The 23,115-nt window shown below is 70.8% G+C and carries 16 protein-coding genes and 1 riboswitch; of the genes, 4 read left to right on the forward strand and 12 right to left on the reverse strand.

From position 1 onward, the window contains the following. Positions 1–110 precede the first annotated feature (110 nt). Positions 111–3,800 carry a CARDB domain-containing protein gene (locus tag ABGB21_RS05705; protein ID WP_347676637.1) on the forward strand — a complete coding sequence of 1,230 codons (3,690 nt, stop codon included), beginning with the start codon at positions 111–113 and terminating at the stop codon, positions 3,798–3,800. Positions 3,801–3,910: 110 nt separating this feature from the next. On the opposite strand, the gene ABGB21_RS05710 is transcribed toward ABGB21_RS05705, so the two are convergent. The 9 genes from ABGB21_RS05710 to ABGB21_RS05750 all read right to left on the reverse strand — a co-directional run bounded on the left by ABGB21_RS05710 (position 3,911) and on the right by ABGB21_RS05750 (position 17,711). Next, positions 3,911–4,276: a hypothetical protein gene (locus ABGB21_RS05710; RefSeq protein ID WP_347653705.1), complete on the reverse strand. Its 366-nt coding sequence runs from the start codon at positions 4,274–4,276 to the stop codon at positions 3,911–3,913. A gap of 89 nt (positions 4,277–4,365) precedes the next feature. After that, on the reverse strand, positions 4,366–5,211 hold the full coding sequence (locus ABGB21_RS05715; RefSeq protein ID WP_347653706.1) for an amino acid ABC transporter ATP-binding protein: 846 nt from the start codon (positions 5,209–5,211) through the stop codon (positions 4,366–4,368). Further along, positions 5,198–5,992: an amino acid ABC transporter permease gene (locus tag ABGB21_RS05720; protein WP_347653707.1), complete on the reverse strand. Its 795-nt coding sequence runs from the start codon at positions 5,990–5,992 to the stop codon at positions 5,198–5,200. The genes ABGB21_RS05715 and ABGB21_RS05720 overlap by 14 nt, the downstream gene beginning before the upstream one ends. Before the next feature lie 39 nt (positions 5,993–6,031). After that, a complete protein-coding gene (locus ABGB21_RS05725) occupies positions 6,032–6,943 on the reverse strand; it encodes an ABC transporter substrate-binding protein (protein WP_347653708.1) in 912 nt (303 codons plus the stop codon). 274 nt (positions 6,944–7,217) lie between these two features. Beyond that, positions 7,218–7,309: riboswitch (SAM riboswitch) on the reverse strand. Positions 7,310–7,471: 162 nt separating this feature from the next. After that, positions 7,472–10,918: a ThuA domain-containing protein gene (locus ABGB21_RS05730; protein WP_347653709.1), complete on the reverse strand. Its 3,447-nt coding sequence runs from the start codon at positions 10,916–10,918 to the stop codon at positions 7,472–7,474. A 138-nt stretch (positions 10,919–11,056) separates the two neighbouring features. Further along, entirely contained in the window at positions 11,057–15,199 is a 4,143-nt protein-coding gene (hrpA, locus tag ABGB21_RS05735; RefSeq protein ID WP_347676639.1) for an ATP-dependent RNA helicase HrpA, read from the reverse strand. A gap of 45 nt (positions 15,200–15,244) precedes the next feature. Continuing rightward, the gene (locus ABGB21_RS05740; protein WP_347676641.1) at positions 15,245–15,850 is read right to left on the reverse strand and encodes a histidine phosphatase family protein; all 606 of its coding nucleotides are present in this window, start codon (positions 15,848–15,850) and stop codon (positions 15,245–15,247) included. A 130-nt stretch (positions 15,851–15,980) separates the two neighbouring features. Beyond that, positions 15,981–16,895, reverse strand: a complete 915-nt coding sequence (locus tag ABGB21_RS05745) for a hypothetical protein (RefSeq protein WP_347676643.1) — start codon at positions 16,893–16,895, stop codon at positions 15,981–15,983. Positions 16,896–17,048: 153 nt separating this feature from the next. Next, positions 17,049–17,711 carry a hypothetical protein gene (locus ABGB21_RS05750; protein ID WP_347653713.1) on the reverse strand — a complete coding sequence of 221 codons (663 nt, stop codon included), beginning with the start codon at positions 17,709–17,711 and terminating at the stop codon, positions 17,049–17,051. Positions 17,712–17,941: 230 nt separating this feature from the next. Between ABGB21_RS05750 and ABGB21_RS05755 the strand changes: the two genes are divergently transcribed. The 3 genes from ABGB21_RS05755 to ABGB21_RS05765 all read left to right on the forward strand — a co-directional run bounded on the left by ABGB21_RS05755 (position 17,942) and on the right by ABGB21_RS05765 (position 19,982). Then, complete coding sequence (locus ABGB21_RS05755) at positions 17,942–18,343, forward strand: hypothetical protein (RefSeq protein WP_347653753.1); 402 nt, start codon at positions 17,942–17,944, stop codon at positions 18,341–18,343. Between the two features lie 38 nt (positions 18,344–18,381). Beyond that, complete coding sequence (locus tag ABGB21_RS05760) at positions 18,382–18,693, forward strand: hypothetical protein (protein ID WP_347653714.1); 312 nt, start codon at positions 18,382–18,384, stop codon at positions 18,691–18,693. A gap of 299 nt (positions 18,694–18,992) precedes the next feature. Beyond that, positions 18,993–19,982: a phosphotransferase gene (locus ABGB21_RS05765; protein ID WP_347653715.1), complete on the forward strand. Its 990-nt coding sequence runs from the start codon at positions 18,993–18,995 to the stop codon at positions 19,980–19,982. A gap of 379 nt (positions 19,983–20,361) precedes the next feature. Here the strand turns inward: ABGB21_RS05765 and ABGB21_RS05770 are convergent, their stop codons facing one another. From ABGB21_RS05770 to ABGB21_RS05780, 3 genes are all read right to left on the reverse strand, one after another. Continuing rightward, the gene (locus ABGB21_RS05770) at positions 20,362–20,850 is read right to left on the reverse strand and encodes a MarR family transcriptional regulator (protein WP_347653716.1); all 489 of its coding nucleotides are present in this window, start codon (positions 20,848–20,850) and stop codon (positions 20,362–20,364) included. A gap of 7 nt (positions 20,851–20,857) precedes the next feature. After that, entirely contained in the window at positions 20,858–22,105 is a 1,248-nt protein-coding gene (locus tag ABGB21_RS05775; RefSeq protein ID WP_347676645.1) for an FAD-dependent monooxygenase, read from the reverse strand. A gap of 189 nt (positions 22,106–22,294) precedes the next feature. After that, positions 22,295–22,843, reverse strand: a complete 549-nt coding sequence (locus tag ABGB21_RS05780; protein WP_347653718.1) for an N-acetyltransferase — start codon at positions 22,841–22,843, stop codon at positions 22,295–22,297. Positions 22,844–23,115: the final 272 nt, after the last annotated feature.

Consider the following 23,115-nt stretch of genomic DNA (forward strand, 5'->3'; position numbering starts at 1 on the left):
TTTCCGACTAACAGCCGCAACTTCTACCCCGATGGCATCCCATCGGGGTAGATCCGCCTGCGCTCGTGGGACCACCACCCCGGGCACCGTCCGCTCCGGAAGGAACAGCGATGAGACGATCCAGACGTGTCCCGGGGGTGGCGACGGTCGTCGCGGCCACCGTGGTCGCCACCGTCGGGCTGTCGGCACCAGCCACCCCCGCCGCCGCCCGACCGGACCTGCCGGCCGACCGGCCGGTCCGGATCCTCGCCGAGGGCAACCTCGCCCAGGGACGACCCACCCAGGCCAGTGGTCACGCCGACGTCTACGCCCCGTCCCGGGCGGTCGACGGCGACCAGGGCAGCTACTGGGAGAGCGTCAACCACGCCTTCCCGGGCTGGCTACAGGTCGACCTCGGCTCTTCGGTCACCGTCGACCGGGTCGTGCTGCGGCTGCCGACCTCCGGCTGGGGCACCCGGACCCAGACCCTGAGCGTGCAGGGCAGCACCAACGGATCGTCCTTCACCGACCTGGTCGGCTCGCGGACGTACACCTTCGACCCGGCGGTCGACGGAAACTCGGTGACGGTCAGCTTCACCGCGACCACCACCCGCCACGTCCGGGTCAGCATCAGCGCCAACAGCGGATGGCCGGCCGGGCAGCTCTCCGAACTGGAGGTGTACGGGCCCAGCGGCGGCCCCACCGACACCACCCCGCCCAGCGTGCCCGGCACCCTGTCCTACACCCAGTCGGGTACGACGATCCGGCTGAGCTGGGGCGCCTCGACCGACAACACCGGCGGCAGCGGCCTCGCCGGGTACGACATCCACCGCAACGGCGCGCTGCTGCAGACGGTCGGCGCGGTGACCACCTTCGAGGACAACCCGCCGCTCTCGACGACGGTCTCCTACCAGGTACGGGCCCGCGACGTCGCGGGCAACCTCTCCGCGCCCGGCAACACCGTCACCCGTACCGGCAGCCAACAGCCGGGATGTCAGAACGTCGCCCGGGGCAAGCCGATGACGGCGACCGGCTCCACCTTCGTCTACACCCCGGAAAAGGCCAACGACGGGGCACTGGACACGTACTGGGAGGGAGCCGCCGGCTTCCCGCAGTCCCTGACCGTCGCCCTCGGCGCGAACCACGCGGTCACCGGGGTCAACGTCAAGCTGAACCCGGACCCGGCGTGGGGCACCCGTACCCAGAACTTCCAGATCCTCGGCCGTGACCAGGCCTCGGGCACCTTCACCAACCTGGTCTCGGCGGCGAACCACCAGTTCGTCCAGGGCAGCAACGTGGTGTCGATCCCGGTCACCGCGACCACCGCCGCCGTGCAGTTGCGGTTCAACAGCAACACCGGCGCACCGTCCGGACAGGTGGCCGAGCTGGAGGTCTGCGGCACCCCGGCGGCCAACCCGGACCTGGTGGTCACCGCGGCGACCTGGACGCCGACGGCGCCGACCGAGACGACCCCGATCACGCTGGCGGCCACGGTCCGCAACACCGGCTCGGCGGCCGCCGCCGCGACCACGGTCAACTTCAGTCTCGGCGGCACGGTTGTCGGCAGCGCGCCGGTCGCCGGGCTGGCGGCCGGCGCCTCGGCCACCGTCACCCACCAGGTCGGTACCCGGCCGCAGGGCAGCTACCCGGTCGCGGTGGTGGTCGACCCGACGGACACGGTGATCGAGCAGGACAACGGCAACAACAGCCTCACCACCACCTCGCCGCTGGTCGTCGCCCAGGCGCCCGGGCCCGACCTGCAGGTTTCCGGCATCACCGTCAACCCGACGAACCCGGCCGTCGGCGCGACCGTCACCTTCACGGTGGCGGTGCACAACCGGGGCACCACCGCGACCGGCGCGACCACCGTCACCCGGCTCGTGGTCGGCGGCACCACCCTGAACACCAGCACCCCGTCGATCCCCGCCGGGGCCACCGCCCAGGTGCCGATCAGCGGCAGCTGGACGGCGACCAGCGGCGGCGCCACCATCACCGCCACCGCCGACGCGACAAACGTCGTCGCCGAGACCAACGAGGGCAACAACATCGGTACGCGGTCGATCGTCGTCGGTCGCGGCGCGGCCGTCCCGTGGGTGTCGTACGAGGCCGAGGACGGGCGTTACCAGGGCACCCTGCTGGAGGCCGACCCGCTGCGGACCTTCGGACACACCAACTTCGCCACCGAGTCCTCCGGCCGCAGGTCGGTACGGCTCACCGGCACCGGACAGTTCGTCGAGGTCACCTCGACCAACCCGGCGAACGCCATCGTGGTCCGCAACTCGATCCCCGACGCGCCGGGCGGCGGCGGCACCGAGGCCACCATCAGCCTCTACGTCAACGACACCTTCGTCCGGAAGCTGACGTTCTCGTCCCGGCACAGCTGGCTCTACGGCAACACCGATGAGCCGGAAGGACTGACCAACACCCCGCAGAGCGACGCCCGACGGCTCTTCGACGAGTCCCAGGCGCTGCTGTCCCAGACGTATCCGGCCGGCACCCGGTTCCGGTTGCAGCGGGACGCGTCCGACACGGCCGCCTTCCACATCATCGACCTGGTCGACCTGGAGCAGGTGGCGCCGGCGACGGACCAACCGGCCGGCTGCACCTCGATCACCGCGTACGGCGCGGTGCCGGGCGACGGCATCGACGACACGGCGGCCATCCAGCGGGCGGTGACCGACGACCAGAACGGGGTGATCGGCTGCGTCTGGATCCCGGCCGGGCAGTGGCGGCAGGAACAGAAGATCCTGACCGACGACCCGTTGAACCGGGGACAGCACAACCAGGTCGGCATCCGCAACGTCACCATCCGGGGCGCCGGGATGTGGCACTCCCAGCTCTACACGCTGACCGAGCCGCACCTGGTGGTCGGTGGCATCAACCACCCGCACGAGGGCAACTTCGGCTTCGACATCGACGACAACACCCAGATCTCGGACATCGCGATCTTCGGCTCCGGCCGGATCCGGGGCGGACCCGGCGGTGCCGAGGGCGGCGTCGGGCTCAACGGACGGTTCGGCCGCAACACCAGGATCAGCAACGTCTGGATCGAGCACGCCAACGTCGGCGCCTGGGTCGGTCGCGACTTCGACAACATCCCCGAGCTGTGGGGACCCGGTGACGGGCTGGAGTTCACCGGCATGCGGATCCGCAACACGTACGCCGACGGCATCAACTTCAGCAACGGCACCCGCAACTCGCGGGTTTTCAACTCGTCCTTCCGGACCACCGGTGACGACGCGCTCGCGGTCTGGGCCAACCCGTACGTCAAGGACCAGTCCGTCGACATCGCCCACGACAACCACTTCGTCAACAACACCGTCCAGTTGCCGTGGCGGGCGAACGGCATCGCGATCTACGGCGGTTACGGCAACTCGATCGAGAACAACCTGATCTACGACACGATGAACTACCCGGGCATCATGTTGGCGACCGACCACAGCCCGCTGCCGTTCTCCGGGCAGACACTGATCGCGAACAACGCCCTCTACCGCACCGGCGGGGCCTTCTGGAACGAGGACCAGGAGTTCGGCGCCATCACACTCTTCCCGGCGACCCGGGACATCGTCGGGGTCACCATCAGGGACACCGAGATCCACGACTCGACGTACGACGGCATCCAGTTCAAGACCGGTGGCGGCAACATGCCGGGGGTGGTGATCAGCAACGTCCGGATCGACCGGTCCAACAACGGCGCGGGCATCCTCGCGATGGGCGGCGCCCGGGGCAGCGCGACCCTGACGAACGTGACCATCACCAACTCGGCCACCGGCAACATCGTGGTCGAACCGGGATCGACCTTTGTGATCAACGGCGGCTGACCCGACCGGCACCGGCGGACGTGCTCCCGAGGCGCCACGCGTCGGGAGCACGTCCATGACCGCCCACGGCCGCCCGCCGTGCTCGGGGGCGACCCCGTCCCGGCTTCCGGTCAGTCCTCGGCCTGCCGGCGCAGGAACTCGCGTTTGAGCTGTTCCCGGTGCTCGTGATCCCGCTTCCGCCAGTCGGCCATGTCCGCCTCGGAACGCTGCCGTACCTCCTGCTCGGGATCCCAGTCGATCCCGAGGTCGCGGATCTCCCGGTAGACCATCTCGGCCGGCACCCGGAGCCGGCGCAGTCGGGCGAGGAGGTCGACCGTGTTCAGCCCGGCCAGGGAGACGGTGACGGTCTCGGCGGAGTCGTAGAGCACGGTCGCCTGCCACTGGGCCGGTGGTGCTCCCTCGATCCGCAGCGCGACCGCCTGGTGGGGCGGGGTCGCGGAGGCGAGGAAGACGAGGACCGGATCGTCGGAATCCACACCGGCGGCGGTCCTACCCGGAGGGCCGACGGTTCGTCGTCGCCGTACCCGCGCGGGAGACCGCCGTCAGCGCACCCGGGGGAGGACCGTCAGAGCACCTGGGAGAGGAACTGCCGGAGCCGGGGACTGCGTGGCGCCGCGAAGAGTTCGGCCGGTGGGCCGGCCTCGACCACCCGGCCCTGGTCCATGAAGACGACCTGGTCGGCGACCTGCCGGGCGAACCCCATCTCGTGGGTCACCACGACCATGGTCATGCCCTGTCCGGCCAGGTCGGCCATCAGCGACAGCACCCCCTTGACCAGTTCCGGATCGAGCGCCGACGTCGCCTCGTCGAAGAGCATCACCCGGGGTGACATCGCCAGGGCCCGGGCGATCGCCACCCGCTGCTGCTGACCGCCGGAGAGCCGGCCCGGTCGTACGTCCGCCTTGTGCCGTAGGCCGACCAGGTCGAGCTGGCGCAGTGCCACCTCGTCGGCCTCGTCCCGGGAGAGGCCCTTGAGCTGTCGGAGGGCCAGGGTCACGTTGCGCCGTACGGTCATGTGCGGGAAGAGGTTGAACTGCTGGAACACCATGCCGATCCGCTGGCGCAACTCGTCCGGGTCGCCGGAGAGCACGCTCTGCCCGTCGAGCAGCACGTCACCACGGTCCGGCTCCAACAACCGGTTGATGGTCCGGAGCAGGGTCGACTTCCCGGAACCGGACGGGCCGATCACACACGCGGTCTCGCCGCGGCCGACCTCCAGGTCGACGCCGCGCAGCACCGGATTGCGTCCGAACGCCAGGTGGACGTCCCGGGTGGCGACGCTCACCGACTCGAAGACCCGGCCGGCGGCCGGGTCGGACGAGACGGCCGGCGACGTCAGGTCGGTCACCGCCACGGTCCGGTTGTCGCCGACCCGGTCCGTCGACGGCTCGGCTCGGTCACCGTCGGACATGGGGGCCTCCCTCCGTCGACGTGGGCAGTGGGGTCTCGCCGGCCGGCGCCAGCGGATCCTCGGGCTCCGGCCCGGCGGCCCGACCGTCGCGCAACCGCCGGTCGACCCAGTTCACGAGGTGGGTCAGCGGCACCGTGATGGCCAGGTAGCACAGGCCGGCGAGCAGCAGCGCCGACTCGTTTCCGGTGTTCGCGGCGTAGTCCTGGCCGATCCGGAACAGCTCCCGCTGGCTGGCCACCAGGCCGAGGAAGTAGACCAGGCTGGAGTCCTTGATCAGGGCGATCAGCTGGTTGACCCAGGCCGGCAGGACCCGGCGTACGCCCTGCGGGATGATGACCAGACGCATCGCGGCGGCGTGTGACAGCCCCAGGGCCCGGGTCGCCTCCAGCTGGCTGGCCTCCACGCTCTGGATGCCGGACCGGAAGATCTCCCCGATGTACGCCGCCGCGATCAGCGACAGGGCCAGGATGCCGAGCGGGTACGGGTTGGGTCCCCACCAGGCGAGCCCGAGGGGGGCCAACCCGACCCCGATCAGCAGGATGGTGACCGCGGCCGGCAGCCCCCGGAACACATCCGTGTAGATCCGTGCCGGCCAGCGCAACCATCGGGTCCGGGCCAGGCCGGCGACGGCCAGCAGCATGCCGAGCAGGGTCCCCAGGATCGCGGAGACGAGCGCCAGCAGCAGCGTGTTACGCAGCCCGACCGTGAGCATCTCGGGTAGCGCCTCGCGCATCGACTCCAGGTCGAAGAACGTCTCCCACAACGTCCTCAGCGTCTCCATCGCTCCACCTGTCTCTGCTCGCTCGTCTCCTGTGGAGGGTCAGGCCGCCGGCGTACCGGTCGGGCTGGCCGGCGCGGTCGGGGCGCCGCTCGGCGTGCTGCCAGCGCCGGCCTGCACCGGTGGGAAGGTCACGGTGCCGCTGCCCGGCTTGAAGGTCTCCGGGATCGGCCGACCCGGGTAGTACTGGTCCTGGAGGCGGGTCCAGGTGCCGTCCTGGACCACCTCGTCGAGCGCCTTGTTCAGGGCCTCGCGCAGCGGGTCGTTCCCCTTGGCCACCGCGAACGCGGTCGGCGCCGAGCTGAGCTGCTTCTCGGCCAGTACGATCTTCCCGCCACTGTCCTGCGCGGACTTCTCACCGATCTCGGCCGGGGCGATCCAGGCGTCGGCGGTCTTGGCCTTGAGTTGGTTGATCGCGCCGTTGTAGTCCGGCACCCGGACCGGGTCGAGCCCTTCGGCGGTGGCGTAGTCGTCCTGGACGGTGCCCTGCACCACCACGACCCGCTTGCCCTTCAGTTCGGCGAAGCTCCTGATCGGCGAGCCGGCCGGTACGTCGAGTCCGAAGTAGCCGAAGTCGTAGCCGTTGGTGAAGTCGACGGTCTTCTTCCGCGCCTCGGTGATGGTGATCGAGGACGAGCCGGCGTCGAACTTGTGGTTGTTGACCTGGGCGAGCAGTGCGGAGAACTCGGTGCCGACGAACTCGACCTTCAGGCCCAGCCTCTGCGCCACGGCGGTCATCAGGTCGTTGTCGAAACCGGTGAACTTCCCGTCCTTGAGGAAGACGTTCGGCGGCGCGTCGGTCAGCGTGCCGACCCGCAGCGTGCCCGGTTGCAGCAGGTCGTACGGGTTGTCGGCGCTGTCGGCGGAACCTCCGCCGCAGGCCGCGACCGCACCGAGCAACGCGACGGCGGCGACCCCGGAGAGCAGGCGGGTGGTCAGGGTGTTGAGGCGCATTGTGTGGAAACTCCAGGAAATATCCGGCGGGCGACGCCGACACGGACGCGCGGCCCGCGACCGTGCACCGGTCGTGGGCGTGCCGCAGCGTCGAGGTCAACCGCCTCGAGGGGATCAATCAGATGGTCGGAGATCCGCCGACCGGCGGGCGGGGTCAGGCGTGACCGCGACAGAGCATGGTGCTGATCCGGCACAGGTCGACATGTCGACGCCACCGGTGCCAGGTGACATGGAGCCGGCTCGACCGCTCGGCCCGGGTGGTAGGCACTGCGAACCTCCATCGGTCCTGGCGGTAGCACCCGCACCCGTGGTGGGGGGTTGCTGCGACGTCGACGAGCCAGGTCTCTCGGTCGCTCTGGATGGCCGGTGCAGAGTCTACGCAGCCGGTGGCCCGACGTTCCAACTGGTCAGCGCGGTTGGCGCTGTAATCCTTGCCACGCTTCGCCCGGCCGCCTGGCCGGGAGGGCCCCTTCCGTGCCACCGGCTACCGCCCGGGCGGCAGGAAGGTGCCCTCCGGACCGTTCAGACCTAGCGGACCGTGATGGTCAGATGACTCGACATCGTGGCTCCGGCGCTGTCGGTGACCGTCAGCCGGGCCGTGTAGGTACCCGGCCGGGCGTACGAGTGGGTGGCCGAGGTGCCGTGCACGACCGGGGTGTTGTCACCGAAGTCCCAGGCCCGGTCGGTGATGGTCCGCCCGGCCGCCGGGGTGGCCGTACCGGTGAACGCCACCGACAGCGGCGCCGTCCCGGTCCGGGGGTTCGCGGTGACCGAGACCGTCCCGCCGGTCTCCCGTTTCACCCCCGCGCCGTTGAAGCGCAGCCAGTCCAGGGAGAGCAGGTCGGGTGTGCCGCCGGCCTGCGCCGGGTTGACGAAGACCAGGTAGAGGGTGAACGTCCCGCCCGGGTTGGCCAGGTTGACCGTCGGCGAGACCACGTTGTCCCAGCCGCCGGTGCTGCCGACCGGCATCGTGCCGAGCAGCTGCCCGGTCGGCGAGTCGGCCCGGAACTCGACGGTGCCGCCGGTGCTGCCCGAGCTGACCGCGGCGGTGACCGAGCCGATCCCGGTCAGGTTCACCGGACCGAAGCTGATCCACTCGCCGTGGTCGACGTCGCCGACCCGCCGGCCGGCCCGGGCGGTCGTCCGCTCCAGCACCTGGATCCCCTGGGCGGCGTCGAAGTGCTCCGCCTCCCTGTTCTTCGGCTGCAACTCGTGCCAGACCGAGCCGACCAGCGCCAGCACCCCGCCGGCCGCGCCGCCGTCGGTGTACTGGGCGGTCAGCACCGTGTAGAGGTTCTGGCCGGGCCCGTGTCCGTCCCCACCGTTCGCCTCCGTGGTGACCGTGCCCGAGCAGCCGAGGTAGTTGTCCATCGGGTGGCTGTGGCTGTCGTGGCCGAGGTGGGTCTGGGTGACCACCCGGTCGCAGGCGATGCCGCTCTCCTCCGGGTCGGTGACCGTCACCGCGTACGGGATCTGGTCGCCGAAGTCGAAGAAGCCGCCGTTCGGCACGCTCAACGCCACCGCCGGCCGGGTGTTGCCGACCGTGATCTGCGCGGTCGCCACCGAGCTGAGCCCACGGGCGCTGGTCACGGTCAGCCGGGCGGTGAACTGACCCCGCTCGGAGTACGTGTACGTCGGGTTCGTCGCCGTCGAGTCGGTGTCGCCGTCCCCGTCGAGGTCCCAGGCGTACGTGATCGGCGTGCCGTCGGCGGAGGCGGAGCCGGTACTGGAGAACCGCACCGTCAGCGGTCCCGGGCCGCTGTCGCGGTCCACGCCCACCTTCGCCACCGGCGGCCGGCCGTTCGCCACGTAGTCGATCCGGTAGATCCCGGCGCCCTCGTTGCTGCCGCCCCGGCCACTGCCGCTGCCGACCCCGAAGTCGATCACGTAGAGCGAGCCGTCCTGGCCGAACTCGGCCTCGAAGGGCTGGATCCAGCTCATGTCACCGAAGATCCCGTTGATCGACTGGAGGTCGCCGACCCGGGTCGGGCCGAAGCGCGGGTCGGCGAAGGTCTGCGCCGTGTCGTGGATTGACAGCGTCTTCCACCACTGCCGGGTCAGTTCGTAGACGATCCACTTGCCCTCGTAGTACTCCGGGAACTTCGTCGGTCTGGGGTTGGCCGGGTCGTAGTCGTAGACCGGGCCGCTCATCGGCCCGCCGCCGCCGGTGCCCAGCTCGGGGAAGGCGGCCGAGGCCGAGTAGGCGTACCAGACCAGTGCCGGGCGGGCCGCCGGCAGGTTGGTCAGCCCGGTGTTGTTCGGCGAGTTGTTGACCAGGGCGCCGCAGTCGAACTTCGGCCCCGGCGTCGAGGTGGCGAAGTTGTAGTCGTTGAACGGCACGTTGTCGCCGGTGCAGTACGGCCAGCCGTAGTTGCCGGCACTGGTGATCCGGTTGAACTCCACCGTCCCCTCCGGCCCCCGGTTCGGGTTGGCGGCCCGGGCGTCCGGCCCGTAGTCGGCGACCAGCAGCGCGTCGGTGAGCGGGTCGACGGTGATCCGGAACGGGTTGCGCATCCCCATCGCGTAGATCTCCGGCCGGGTCCGGGCCGTACCGGGGGCGAAGAGGTTACCGGCCGGCACCGCGTACGTCCCGTCGGCGCGGGGGGTGATTCGCAGGATCTTGCCCCGCAGGTCGTTGGTGTTCCCGGAGGTGGCCTGCGCGTCCCAGGCCCGCCGGCCGGCCCGCTCGTCGATCGGGGTGAAGCCGCCGGACTCGAAGGGATCGGTGTTGTCCCCGATGCCGGCGTAGAGGTTGCCGTGCCGGTCCATGGCCAACGAGCCGCCCATGTGCGAGTTGGCCCGGCCCTCGCCCCGGTAGGTGGGGATGGTCAGCAGTCGCCGCTCGCTGCCCATGCTGATCGTGTCGCCCGCGACCGTGAACCGGGACAGGTTGAGCTGGTTGGCGGTCTTGTCCGACCAGAGCAGGTAGAGCCAGTTGTTGGTGGCGAAGTTGTTGTCCAGGGTCAGCCCGAGCAGCCCGTCGGACTGGCTGGTCTGGGTCGGGGTGTAGGCGAAGTCGACAAGCGTACGGACGGCCAGTGTCTCCTGGTCGATGACCTTGACCGCGCCGGTCCGCTGGATGTAGAAGACCCGCCGGTCCGGTGCCACCGCCAGCTCGAACGGGTCGGCCAGGTCCTCGGTAACCAACGGCACCCGCTGGAAGTCGCCGGTCCGGGTGGCGCCGCAGTCGCCCGGCACGGCGCCGGCCGCCCACTCGATGCCGCCGCGCAGGTGGGTCAGGAACGCCGGCTCGGCGAAGGCGGAGCCGGCGTGCCCGCCGGCGGTGAACCAGGACCGGCCGCCGTCGTAGTTCTGGCACCACGAGTACGCGTGGTCGTGCCCCTCGTCCAGCCCGGGGATGCCGTCCCGGACCTTGACCTGGGCGAGGGTGTGCACCTTCCCGGTCGGGTTGGTGCGCCAGTTGTACCACTCCTCGCCGCGCTCCCACAGCTCCGGCAGGTCCTTCGTGGACGGGTGCGCGTCGTCCAGCACCTTGATCCGACCGGGGTACGTGCCGCCGGTGGCGGAGAAGTCGGGATGGAAGTCGAAGATGGTGCCGACCAGGCCCTCGTACCAGGCCCAGTCGCGTTCGCTGGCCGAGGCGGCGTGCAGCCCGACCCAGCCGCCACCGGCCCGGACGAAGTTCTGCAACGCGACCCGCTGCGCCGCGTCGAGCAGGTCACCGGACTCCGGGGTGGAGTTGGTGTTGTTGAAGACCAGCGCGTCGAAGCGGCCGAGGTTGGCGTCGGTGAAGGCGGCCGCGTCGGTGGTCGCCTCGACCTCGAAGTTGTGCTCGGCGCCGAGCCGCTGGATCGCGGCGATGCCGGCCGGAATCGAGTCGTGGTAGAAGTTCGTCGTCTTGGAGAAGACCAGGACCCGGAACCGGGGTGCGGCCGAGGCGGGGACGGGCGCCGTGCCCAGCAACAGGGTCACGATCGCGAGCAGGGCGAGGACGGTCGTGCGGTGGCGTCTCATACGGGCGCTCCCGGACTGGAGGAACGGGGAAATGGAAAGCGCTTACCGCCGCCGACCTGCCCAGCCTAAGGGAACCAATTTCGATACGTCAATCTCCGGCGTCGCGCCGCCCGTCCGGACCCGCGCGGGTGGTGCGGGTCAGCGGCCCTCGGCCAGGTCCATCGCCCGGTAGATCCGCTGCTCCGAGATCGGGTACGGCGTACCGAGCGCCTGGGCGAAGACGTTGACCCGCAGTTCCTCGATCATCCAGCGGATCTCCCGGACCGCCTCCTCGTTCCGGCGGGCCGGGGGGAGGGCGGCCAGCATCTCCTGGTACTCCTTCTGGACCTGGGCTATCCGGGCCTGCTGCTCCCGGTCCCGCCCCGGGTTCTGCGGCAACCGGTCGAGGCGGCGCTCGATGGCGGTGAGGTAACGCGGCAGGTCGGCGAGGCGGGCGTACCCGGTCTGGGTGACAAAACCCCGGTGCACCAGGGCGGAGAGCTGGGCCCGGATGTCGGCGAGTGCGGACACCAGGGCCAGGCTGTTGGTCCGGCCCAGCCGCTGCTCGACCGCGTACGCGGTGGCCAGCACCCGACGTACCCGGTCGACCACCGCGAAGGTGGTGTCGATCAGGTCGGCCCGTACCCGGTCCCGCAGGGCCGTGAAGCCCTCGGCGTCCCAGGCCGGTCCGCCGGCGTCGGCGACCAGCTTGTCGACCGCGGCGTCGGCGGCATCCTCCAGCAGGTCCTGCACGGTGCGGTGCGGGTTGCGGCTCAGCGCCAGTTTGGCCTCGTTGCTCAGCCGGCCCTGCAGGAACTTCGCCGGCGAGCCGAGGCCGAGCCGGAGCAGCCGTCGGGTGCCGGCCCACATCTGCACCTGCTGCTCGGCCTCGGTCTCGAAGACCCGGACCGCCACGCTCTCGCCCTCGTCGGCCAGCGCCGGATACGCCGTCACCAGGTAGCCGCCCCGGACCTGTTCGATCGAGCGGGGCAGGGTGCCGATGCTCCACTCCCGCAGCCCGGTCCGTTCCACCTCCGGCGCGGCGGCGGCCACCATCCGACGTACCTGGGTGGTGAGCTGGCGTTGCAGCGCCGGCAGGTCCTTGCCCTCGGCGACCGTCCGCTCGCCGTCGTCGTCGATCACCCGGTAGGTGGGCCGCAGGTGGGCCGGCAGCTTCGCCAGGTCCCACGCCTCCCGGGGCACGGTCACCCCGGTCAGCCGGCGCAGCTGGTGGGTCACCGCGTCGAGCAGCGACTCCCGCCCCGGCGTGATCGCGGCCAGCACCGCCCGCGCATAGTCCGGCGCCGGGACAAAGTTCCGGCGTACGGCCTTCGGCAGCGACCGGATCAGCGCGATCACCAACTCCTCACGCAGCCCCGGCACCTGCCAGTCGAAGCTCTCCGCGTCCACCCGGTTCAGCACCGGCAGCGGGATGTCGACCGTCACCCCGTCCGTGTTGGTCCCCGGCTCGAACCGGTACGTCAACGGCAGCGTCACCCCGTCGGAGTGCCACTCGTCCGGGTAGTCCGCCGGGTCGACCCCGCCCCGGCCCTCGTTGACCAGCATCTCCCGGTCGAAGGTGAGCAGGTCCGGCTGGTCCCGACGGGTCCGCTTCCACCAGGCGTCGAAGTGCCGGCCGGAGACCACCTCGGCGGGGATCCGGGCGTCGTAGAAGGCGTACACCGTTTCGTCGTCGACCAGGATGTCCCGGCGCCGGGCCCGGTGCTCCAGCTCCTCGATCTCCTCGAGCAGCTTCCGGTTGTCCGCGAAGAACCGGTGGTGGGTCTGCCAGTCACCCTCGACCAGCGCGTGCCGGATGAACAGGTCCCGGCTCAGCGTCGGGTCGATCCGACCGAAGTTGACCTTCCGGCCGGTGACCAGCGGGATGCCGTACAGGGTCACCTTCTCGTACGCCAGCACCGCCGCCTGTTTCTTCTCCCAGTGCGGCTCGCTGTAGCTGCGTTTCACCAGGTGCTGGGCGAGCGCCTCGACCCACTCCGGCTCGACCCGGGCGGCGACCCGGCCCCAGAGCCGGGACGTCTCGACCAGTTCGGCGGCCATCACCCAGCGCGGCGGCTTGCGGAACAGCGCCGAACCCGGGAAGAGCGCGAACCGGGCTCCCCGGGCGCCGAGGTAGTCGTTCTTCTGGCTGTCCCGGAGCCCGACGTGGGAGAGCAGCCCGGCCAGCAGGGACTGGTGGATCCGCTCGGTGTCGATGTCGTCCGTCGGGCTGTCCGCCGTACCCGCGGTCTGCGCGACGCGCGTGGCCCGGCCGCCCCGCTCGGTCTGCGTCGCCGGCTCGGTCTGCGTCGCCTGCTCGCCCCGGGGCCCGCGCTCGCCGCGTCGGCCACTGCCGGGCCGGCCGGTCGCGCCGTCGGACATTGTCCGCAGCACCTGACGGAGCTGGCTGTAGATGTCCTGCCACTCTCGGACCCGCAGGTAGTTGAGGTACTCGGCCTTGCACATCCGACGGAACGCGCTGGACGACAGGGCCCGCTGCTGCTCCTGCAGATAGCGCCAGAGGTTGAGTAGCGCCGCGAAGTCCGACTCCTTGTCCACGAACCGGGCGTGCGCCTGGTCGGCCTGGGCCTGCTTGTCGGCCGGTCGCTCCCGGGGATCCTGGATGGAGAGCGCGCCCGCGATCACCGCCACCTCGTCGGCGCAGCCGTTGCGTTCGCCCTCCAGCACCATCCGGGCCAGGCGTGGGTCGACCGGTAGCTGGGCGAGCCGCCGCCCCAGCGGGGTGAGTCGACGGTCCGGGTCGGCCGCCGACGCCGCCTCCAGCGCGCCCAGCTCCTGCAGCAGGTTGACCCCGTCGGCGATGTTGCGCCGGTCCGGCGGGTCGATGAACGGGAAGGCGGCGATGTCACCGAGCCCGATCGCGGTCATCTGCAGGATGACCGAGGCGAGGTTGGTACGCAGGATCTCCGGGTCGGTGAACTCGGGCCGGCCGAGGAAGTCCTGCTCGTCGTAGAGCCGGATGCAGATACCGGCCGAGGTACGCCCGCACCGGCCCTTGCGCTGGTTCGCCGACGCCTGGGAGATCGCCTCGATCGGCAGCCGCTGCACCTTCAACCGGTGGCTGTACCGGGAGATCCGGGCGGTGCCGGGGTCGACGACGTACTTGATGCCGGGGACCGTCAGTGAGGTTTCGGCGACGTTGGTGGCCAGGACGACCCGTCGGCCCCGGTGCGGCTGGAACACCCGGTGCTGTTCGGCGGTGGAGAGCCGGGCGTAGAGCGGCAGGATCTCGGTGTCCCGCAGCGCGGGCCGGTTCTGCACCAGCCGGTTGAGCGCGTCGGCGGTGTCCCGGATCTCCCGCTCGCCGCTGAGGAAGACGAGAACGTCGCCGGGCCCCTCGGCGGCGAGTTCCTGCACCGCGTCGCCGATCGCCTGGATCTGGTCCCGGACGTTCTCCCCGTCCTCGTCACCGTCCTCCTCGGCCTCGGTCACCTCGATCAGCGGCCGGTACCGGACCTCCACCGGATACGTCCGACCGGAGACCTCCAGCACCGGCGCCGGCCGGGGCTCACCACCGGGGGTGTCGGCCGGCTGCGCGAAGTGCCGGGCGAAGCGTTCCGGGTCGATGGTCGCCGAGGTGATGATCACCTTCAGGTCGGGGCGGCGGGGAAGGAGCTGTTTCAGGTATCCGAGGATGAAGTCGATGTTGAGGCTCCGCTCGTGGGCCTCGTCGATGATCAGCGTGTCGTACTGCCGGAGCATCCGGTCGTGCTGCAGTTCGGCGAGCAGGATGCCGTCGGTCATCAGCTTGACCAGCGTGTCGTCGCTGACCTGGTCGGTGAAGCGGACCTTGTAGCCGACCACGCCACCCAGCTCGGTGCCGAGTTCCTCGGCGATCCGGTCGGCGACGGTCCGGGCCGCCAGCCGTCGGGGCTGGGTGTGCCCGATCAGCCCGCGGACGCCCCGGCCCAGCTCAAGACAGATCTTGGGCAGCTGGGTGGTCTTCCCGGAACCGGTCTCGCCGGCCACGATCACCACCTGGTGGTCCCGGATCGCGGCCAGCAGGTCGTCCTTCTTCTCGCTCACCGGCAGGCCGGCCGGGTACGTGATCACCGGCACCGCCGCCAGCCGGCGGGCCAGCCGCTCCTCGGCACGGGTCAGCTCGGCGGCGATCTCGGTGAGCCCGGCCTGGCGGCGCTGCGGGTCGCGGACCTTGGCCAGGCCGTCGATCCGGCGTTGGATCCGACGCTGGTCGCGGAAGATCAGCTCCGGTAGCCGGGCCCGCAGGTGTGCGAGGTCGGCGGGGGCGGGTACGACTGGGGCGGGCGATGGAGTCTGCATGTCGTCGCCAAGAATAGGCAGGCCCGGGTGCCCGCCGCCCGCGAGTTACCGGTCACCCCGGGCCGGACGCCCCGGCTGCTTCCGGGCCGGTTGGAAATCCCGCCGTGACCAGTCGGACGGCAGCCGGTACGACCAGCCCGGCCGCCACCCGTCGGGGGCGGTGAGCAGTTCGGCGAGGTCCCGGCCGTTGAGCAGGTGCTCCAGCGCCCACCGGTTGCTGGCGTGCGCCACGACCAGCACCCGGGTGCCGTTCCAGGCGGCGGAGATGTCCCGGAGGAAACCGGCGACCTGTTCGACCACCTGCCGGTAGCTCTGTCCGTGCGGGAACGGCTCGTCGAGGTGTCGGAGCCGCAGTTCGGCGATCTCGGCAACCGGGGCGCCGTTGAACCGGCCGTGGTCGCACTCCCGCAGCCGGGTGTCGAAGTGCACCGGAAGCTCGCGCAGCGGGAAAGCGATCTCCACGGTTTCCACCACCTGCGGCAGGTCGGAGCAGAAGATCGCGTTCAGCCCGTCGGTCCGACGACGTTCGCCCAGCTCGCGGGCGTCCTGGCGGCCGCGTTCCGAGAGCTGCCCGGGCAGCCAGCCACCGGCGATTCCGGCCTCGTCGTCGGTGGTCGCCCCGGGTGTCTCGTAGACGATGTCGACCGCCATCTCCCCAGCCTGCCAGCCGTCGGCTCGCCGGACCGGCGTTCGCCCGCCGCCGACGCCAGCAAAATCGCGCAGCCTCATCGAGATCGCGCAACTTCAGGGAAACAGTGGCTACCGGCACGAATCGAGACCACTATTTCCCGGAAGTAGTGTGATCTTGGCCGCGTCGGTGGAGCGCCGCCTGTAGTTCCGCGACAAATCCGTCGAAGTCGTCCCGGAGGCGCTGGGCGGTCACGTGCAGCACGATCCAGTTGTTGCCGAGGAGCCGGTTGAGTCGGCGGCGATCGAGGTGGAACTGTCGGGGATCGCTGTGCCAGAGGCCGTCGTACTCGACGGCCACCTTCACCTCGGGCCAGGCCAGGTCGAGTCGGGCCACGAAGCGGCCACGATCGGAGACGACGTACTGGGTCTCGGGGCGGGGGAGACCGGCCAGCACGAGCCGGACCCGGAGCCGGGACTCCTGCGGTGACTCCGCGCCCGGATCGGCGAGGTCGACGGCGCGCAGCGCAAGGCGCCAGCCTCGGTCACCGGCCCGGGCGAGCGCGTAGTCCCGCAGCCCTGGCGCGGTGACGATCCGGCGGGCGAGGAATTGGTCGATCATGGTTACCGCTTCGACCGGATCGAGCCACCGGGCCAGATCCCAACAGGTGCGGTGTGCCGTCGTCAGCGGAACGCCGTCGCGACGACGGACATCCTGGTCGGTCAGCGTGGTGGTGTGGATCCGCAGCCCGGCGACCGGGCCGAACCGGGTTCCGGCCGGCACGACGACCTCGACCGGAGCCTGCTCGTCCAGGTTGGTGGCACCGTAGAGGCAGGCGGCCGAGCGTCCGGCGATGGCCGCGCCCTCCGGGATCAACCAACGTGCGACGAGGGCGCATCGGGTGCGGTGCGAGACGGGCAGGTCCGCGTCCGCGTAGATGTCCCGGAAGAGCGGACGCCAGGTGGAGCTGCGGAGTTCATTCCTGGTCAACAAACCGTCGGCGATGGCCTGGGAACCACGGAAGACCGTGCCACGTAGGCGCGGCGGACGTCGGGCTGCTCGGGGCATGCCGTACAGGGTGGGGGAAGCGGGACGCGTCCGGGGGACCCCTGTGGATAACCAGCTCACGCCGCTGCTCAGGCGGACGGGCCCCGCCACTCAGCTGGACGGGGACCGCGCCGACGTGGCGCGGTCCCCGGGATGCGGTCGTGCGCGATCGTGTCAGGCGGCGGTGGACCAGATGGCGGTGAACGCCGCGGCCTCACCGGCCAGCCAACGCTCGACCTGGTCGCCCCGGACCGCCGGGTCGGGCCGGTGCACCACCCCCCGACGTACGTCGACCAGCACCGGCTCGGCACCGGGCAGCACCTGCGCCATCTGGCGACCCATCAGGTGCAGGGTGGCGAGCAGCGCCTCCTGGCTCGGTGGCTGCTCGTCGAAGTGCAGTCGGACGGCCTCCCGCCGGCCGTCGTCGTGACGCAGGCCGAGATGTGGATTGATCTTCACCGGCAGGTCGCCGATCATGCCGAGGGCGTCGTGGGTCTGGGCGAGCTGCACCGTCGACAGGTCGCCGAGCGAGTGCAGGTAGCTCACCGCACCGGGCACCAGTGCCTCGTAGAGCGGACGCCAGCGTGGCTTGACGGTGCCGGCGATCTCCGACAGGTGCCGGCCACCGGTGCGGAAGGCGATGTCCGCCTTGAGGGCCTTGACCAGCTGGCCGTGCGGGTTGAAGCCGGACCTGCTCGCCCGCTGCTTGCGCAGCCCGCCGACGAAGGTCGCCTTGGCCGGCCCGGTCCGGTCGACGTAGCGGGTGAAGGCGAGCAGGGTGGCGTACGGCAGCGGCGCGGGGGTGGGGGTGGGAGCGGTGGAGGCGGACGTCTGCACGGCTGTCCTCCCAGTTCAGAAGCCGTTTTAGTACACACATTCTAATCGATTTTCGCCGCTGCGCCCACCCTGATCCCAGGTTGCTGCTGTCGCGTCCGTCCGAACCCTGCGAGTGTCCGGGGAAGTCTGCGAGTGATCTTGCGAGCCGTCCGGAACAGGTTGCGAGTCACCCGTACGCGCCGAGTTGGTCGCCGGAACAGGGCGTCAATGGAGAGCAGGATGCCGTGGGTATGAGCGTCGATTCTCCGACGGGCTCCCGGGCGGTGGTGCCGGTGACCTGGAACCGGGCGCGGATGCCTGCCGGGCGGTTGAACTGCCTGAACGTCCGGCTGGCGGACGAGGAGATGCGTGAAGTCTCTGCGGCGGCCCGCCGGGCGGGTTTGACTCCGACCGGGTACGCGGAAGAGGTAGCGGTCGCGGCGGCCCGGGCGGATGCCCAGGGCGGCGCCGCCAGAGCCACGCGGGCCGAGCTGGCACGGGTGCAGCGGGAGGTGTTCGCCGTTCGGGCTGCGCTGGTCAGCGCGGCGCGGTCGATCGCAGGCGGCTCCGACGGGTCGCTGCGGGAGGTAGTCGAGCGCCTTGACGGGGTCGCTGAGCGGCTGCATGGCCTGCTGAGACGGGTCTCGGCGTGATTCCGCGGGTGCGGCCGCGCAGCGCGAGTGTCCGCGAGGTGTTGCGCTACTTGTTTGGCCCGGGTGAGAACGGCGAGCATCACGACCAGCGGCTGGTCGCCGCGTGGGAGACCGCAGCGATCGGCGGGGTTGCCGAGCTTCAGCCGCCGACGGCCGGTGGCAGTCTCTTGGTCGCCCGGGTTGCCACGCTCCTGGAACAGCCGGTCCTCGCTGCCAACAACCCGCCGGACAAGCCTGTGTGGCATTGCTCGATCCACAATCACCGCGACGATCCGCTGCTGCCGGACCAGCAGTGGGCGCAGATCGCCGTCGCGTTCGCCGACGGGGGTCGGGCTGGCGCCGGCTGGTGATCGGGCGTCGGCGCGGTGGGTAGCGGTGCACCACGCCGATGATCACGTTCATCTGGTGGCGACACTGGTGCGTCAGGACGGCCCGACCGTGTGGCCTCGCAACGACTACCGCCGCTGCCAGTCGGTGGCTCGTGAACTTGAGGGTCTGCTGGGGTTGCGGGCCGGCAGGCCGTCCCCGATCGAGGCAGGGGCCGGGCAAGGCTGAGTCGACGCTGCGGCCCGTTGCCGGTGAGGTGAGCAGCGTCGGGCGCGGATCCGGGGCGAGCGGCGTCCGGCGGTCCTGTGATGGGATACGACGCGTGATCGAATCGCAGGCGCCGATGTTGGAGATGCTGTGGGAGCCGCACGACCCTCGCCACGCGCTCGACGAACGGTTCGGCTTCAGCGATTCAGAGTCGGCCAGCCGCTGGGTTGCCGCGATGCTGGACAAGCACTGGGGCGTTCGCATCGACTCCTGCGAGCGGATCGTCATGAGCGGCGGCAACGCGCTAGCTTGGGTCGGCACGCCGTCCGGCCGACTGCTCGCGAAATGGTCGGTAGTCCTCGACCGTTTTCCGCGTCTGATGGAGACGGCGCGTCTCACGAGCTGGCTCCACGGCCGAGGGCTGCCGGTCTCAGTGCCGGTCCCCGCACGAGACGGCCGCCTTCAGGTCGAGGTCGACCGTGTCTCGATGGGTCTGCAGCGCGAGATCGTGGGCGACCTCCTCGACACCGCCGATCTCAACCAGGTGCGGGCGGCCGGAGTCATATTCGCCCAATTGCAGGACGCGCTGGCCGCATACCCGGACGCCGATCAGTTTCTCGCCCCCGCCGTCTCGTCCAAGCCGTTGACGGTCCGGGTCACCGACTGGCTCGACTCCCGCGCCGACCATCTGCCGATGGCTGCTCGTGACACGCTGCGCGGGCTGGTCGCCAGCGCGCCGCCCGACCGACTTCCCCGCCAGCTCGTCCATTTCGATATCCGGTCCGCCAACATCTTGTGGGCTTGCGGCGGGGTCGCCGCGATCCTCGACTTCGAGGAGGCCCAGCATGATCACCGAATCGTCGAGCTGGCCCGCGCGGCGGTCCTGCTCGGCACCCGCTACCACAACTGGGGGCCGGTGTCGGCCGAAGTTCGCACAGAGTTCCTTACCGGCTACCAGTCCGAGCGACCGCTGACCCCAGCCGAGGCGGGCTGGTTGAACATCGTCCTGCTCTGGCAGGCCCTGGCGATGGTGCCGCCCGGCGACGACCCGACCGGGTGGGGACCATCGGCCCTGAGCCAGCTGAGCCAGGAAACCGCAAGATAGTTCCGGACGATCGCATCTCGCACCGTCCGGACCTACCTTGCGAGCCGCTGGTCAGCGTCTTGATCATCCGCAACCTTGGAACGGACGCGACACCGCGGACCGGTGGGCCGGGCCGCGGCGCCGTTTCCAAGGTTGTTCCGGGCGCTCAGGCTTAAGGTCGACCGGGATGACGAGGGTGGGTGCCGGCCCGGCCCACGTCGGCACGTCACCGTCAATCGTGATCACGTCCTGGCCGGCGAAACTTCTCGTCGTTGGCCGAGAAGGACCCCGCATTCCTGGCCTGGGTGCCGCGACGCGGCAGCCGCATTCACCCCCACCGACGGCGAACCTGGCGGCATCCGGTGGGCACCGGGAGCGCGGTCAGTCGCGCGACGGCACCTCAGGCGGACAGCTGCGCGGTGTCGCCGCTGCGGAGGCGGTCCAGCTCGGCGAGGTACATCGCCTGCATGCGGTCATAGTGGCGGGCCAGCAGCATGATCTCCTCGACGCTGTAGCCCTCGATGAGCCGTCCCGTCCGCTCGGCGAACCGCTCGTACGGTCGCTCCAACTCGGCGACCCGCTCCGGCCGCAGGGTGACGATCACCCGCCGCCGGTCCGCCGGATCGCGCTCGGCCGTCACGTAGCCGGCCTGCTGGAGTCGGCGGAGCATGCTGGTCACCGCCCCGGTGGTGAGGTTGGTCCGCTCGGCGACCTGCCCCGCGGTGGCGGATTCGACGTCCGCCAGGTAGTCCAGGCACTCCAGGTCGCTCACCGTGAGGCCCAGCCGCTCCGCGATGGCGTACCGGAACACCATGGACAGCCGTGACATCTCCCGCCCGGCGCGCATCAGGTCGGCGATCGCGGACGTACGGGCCGGCTCGTGGGACATGCCGCAATCATGCCTCCGGTACGGTGACCCGGTGCAGCCGAGGTAACACGCGGGTCAGCACCCAGTGTGGTGCGGCCGCGCCCCCGGTGAGGCGGCGCATCAGTCCGGCGGCGGTGTCGACGGCACCGAAGGCGTAGGGCACCATCTCGTCCTGGTAGCTGGCGATCGCCTCCTCCACCGGCGTGCCGTTCGCCCGGGCCTCGACGAGCCTGTTGCCGAGCAGGGCGGCGTCGCGGAGCGCGGTGTTGCCGCCGTGAGCGCCGAACGGCGGCATGACGTGCACGGCGTCGCCCATCATCGTCGCCCGGGGTACCGCCCACCGGCGCGGGCGCCGGCCGGTGGCGAAGAGGTTGAGGACCGTGGCGTCCAGTTCGGCCGTGTCGACCAGCCGCCGGATGAGCGGATGGAAGTCCGCACTCATCCGGACGGCCAGGTTCCGCAGCGCCAACAGGTCCCCGCGGACGCCGGTGGGCACCTCCTCCTGTCGGAGCAGCAGTCCCCACATGACGTAGTCGTCGCCGGTGGGCGCATAGCTGCCCGGGGCCAGGCGTGCGAACGCCTCCCGCGGGTTTTCGCCGAACCGCATGGAGGTGAAGAAGAAGGCGCGGCCCGGCTGGTTGGCGATGGCCAGGACCCCGCTGGTACGCAGCGCGTCCGGGATGACGCTCGCGCCGCCCGGCCGCAGGGGCGACCGGCCGTAGACGCCCGCCATCGGGGTGTTCGCCGGTTCCGCGTCCGGCATGAGCTGCGCGCGTAGCGCCGAGCCGACGCCGTCCGCGCCCACGACGACGGTTGCCGCGGCGGCCCCGCCGTCGGAGAACCGCAGCCGCAGCCCGGCCGGGCCGCCGCTGTCCACCGCGACGGCGTTCTTGCCGTAGTGGATGCGCCCGTCCAGCCCGTACTGCAGGATCGACCGCAGGGTCAGCCGGTCGACCTGACGGGTCGCGTGCGGCTCGTCCTTGAAGGTGATGGTGAATGCGTCCCGGAGCCGGCTGTCGGTGAAGCGCAGGCGCCCGCCGGGCTCGTCGCCGGTGGTCAGCGCCAGGTGGTACAGCGAGCGGGGCAGGCTCTCGCGCAGCGCCTTCAGCCCGTACCGGTCGAGAATGATCCGGTAGCCCTGCCGCCGGACGAAGGGGCCCGGGTCCCGCTCGTAGACGTGCACGTCGACGCCGGCGCGCATCAGGTACTGGGCGAGGCAGAGGCCGGAGAGGCCGGCACCGGCGATTGCCACGGAGAAGTCAGTCGATATGCCCATGTGAATATCTTAATGACTAAGATGATTTGGGCAAGGCGGCCGGCATGCCACGGTCCGCCGACGGCCGGCGCACCGCCCTGATCCCGAACGCCCTCGACGGGCTTCCCGCGCAGACGCGTGAAACCGGCCTACGACGCGACCTCGATGATCTCGAAGCGGCCCCGGTGGCGCCCGGCGCCAACGTCAAGGTCAGCGGGCGTTCTCGTCACGGAGACCGACGCAGTCGTGCCTCCAGAAGGCGTCCGAATAGACAAAAGTCCCCGTCATCCACGGCTCGTACGCGGTCAGCGTGACCACCTGGAAGGCCTCGTCGGGGACGCGCAGCGAAGGCTTACGGAAGCCGCGTTCGCCTGCGGGAGCGAAGCCAAGGCGGGAGTAGTACCGCGGGTCTCCCTCCAGGAACACCAGCGGCACCCCGCGATCGTCGAGTGCCTGCAACCCATGGCGGACCAGTGCGGAACCGACCCCCCGGTGCTGCCACTCCGGGGCGACGGCGAGCGGACTCAGAGACGCGACCTCGACAAGTTGTCGGGGCGCGTCGAGCAGGCATCGGCTGAACATGACGTGCCCCACGACCCTGTCGGCGTCCTCCGCCACGAACGATGCGACGGTCGGATCGTCGCGACGTAGGGCATCCACCAGATCCGCCACAGACTCGCCGTGTTCGCCGCCGAAGGCGCGTCGGTGGATCGCGCGCACCGTCTGGTGGTCGTGGACGCCTTCGTTCCGGAGGAGCATGGCCGGGACGGTATGCGGCGCCGGCGGGGCGGGCAACCGGATAACCCGCGCCGTGCCGGGCGCCGCGTAAGCGGCCCCGGGCCTCGATGACGAGTCGATCGGCTACGCCGCCCCGGCCGCCGGACCCCGGCCATTGCGCACCGACGGCGGCTTTGGGGCGGTACGTGACCCGAATCACAGGTATTGCCAGCCGTCAGTCCGGCTCTCCCACCCCTGGACCATCCCTCGTGGGGTGCTGACGTCGACAGAGCGCGCCTCACGGACCGCCCGGG

Source organism: Plantactinospora sp. B24E8 (genome assembly GCF_039871735.1).
In the GTDB taxonomy this organism is placed as follows: domain Bacteria; phylum Actinomycetota; class Actinomycetes; order Mycobacteriales; family Micromonosporaceae; genus Plantactinospora.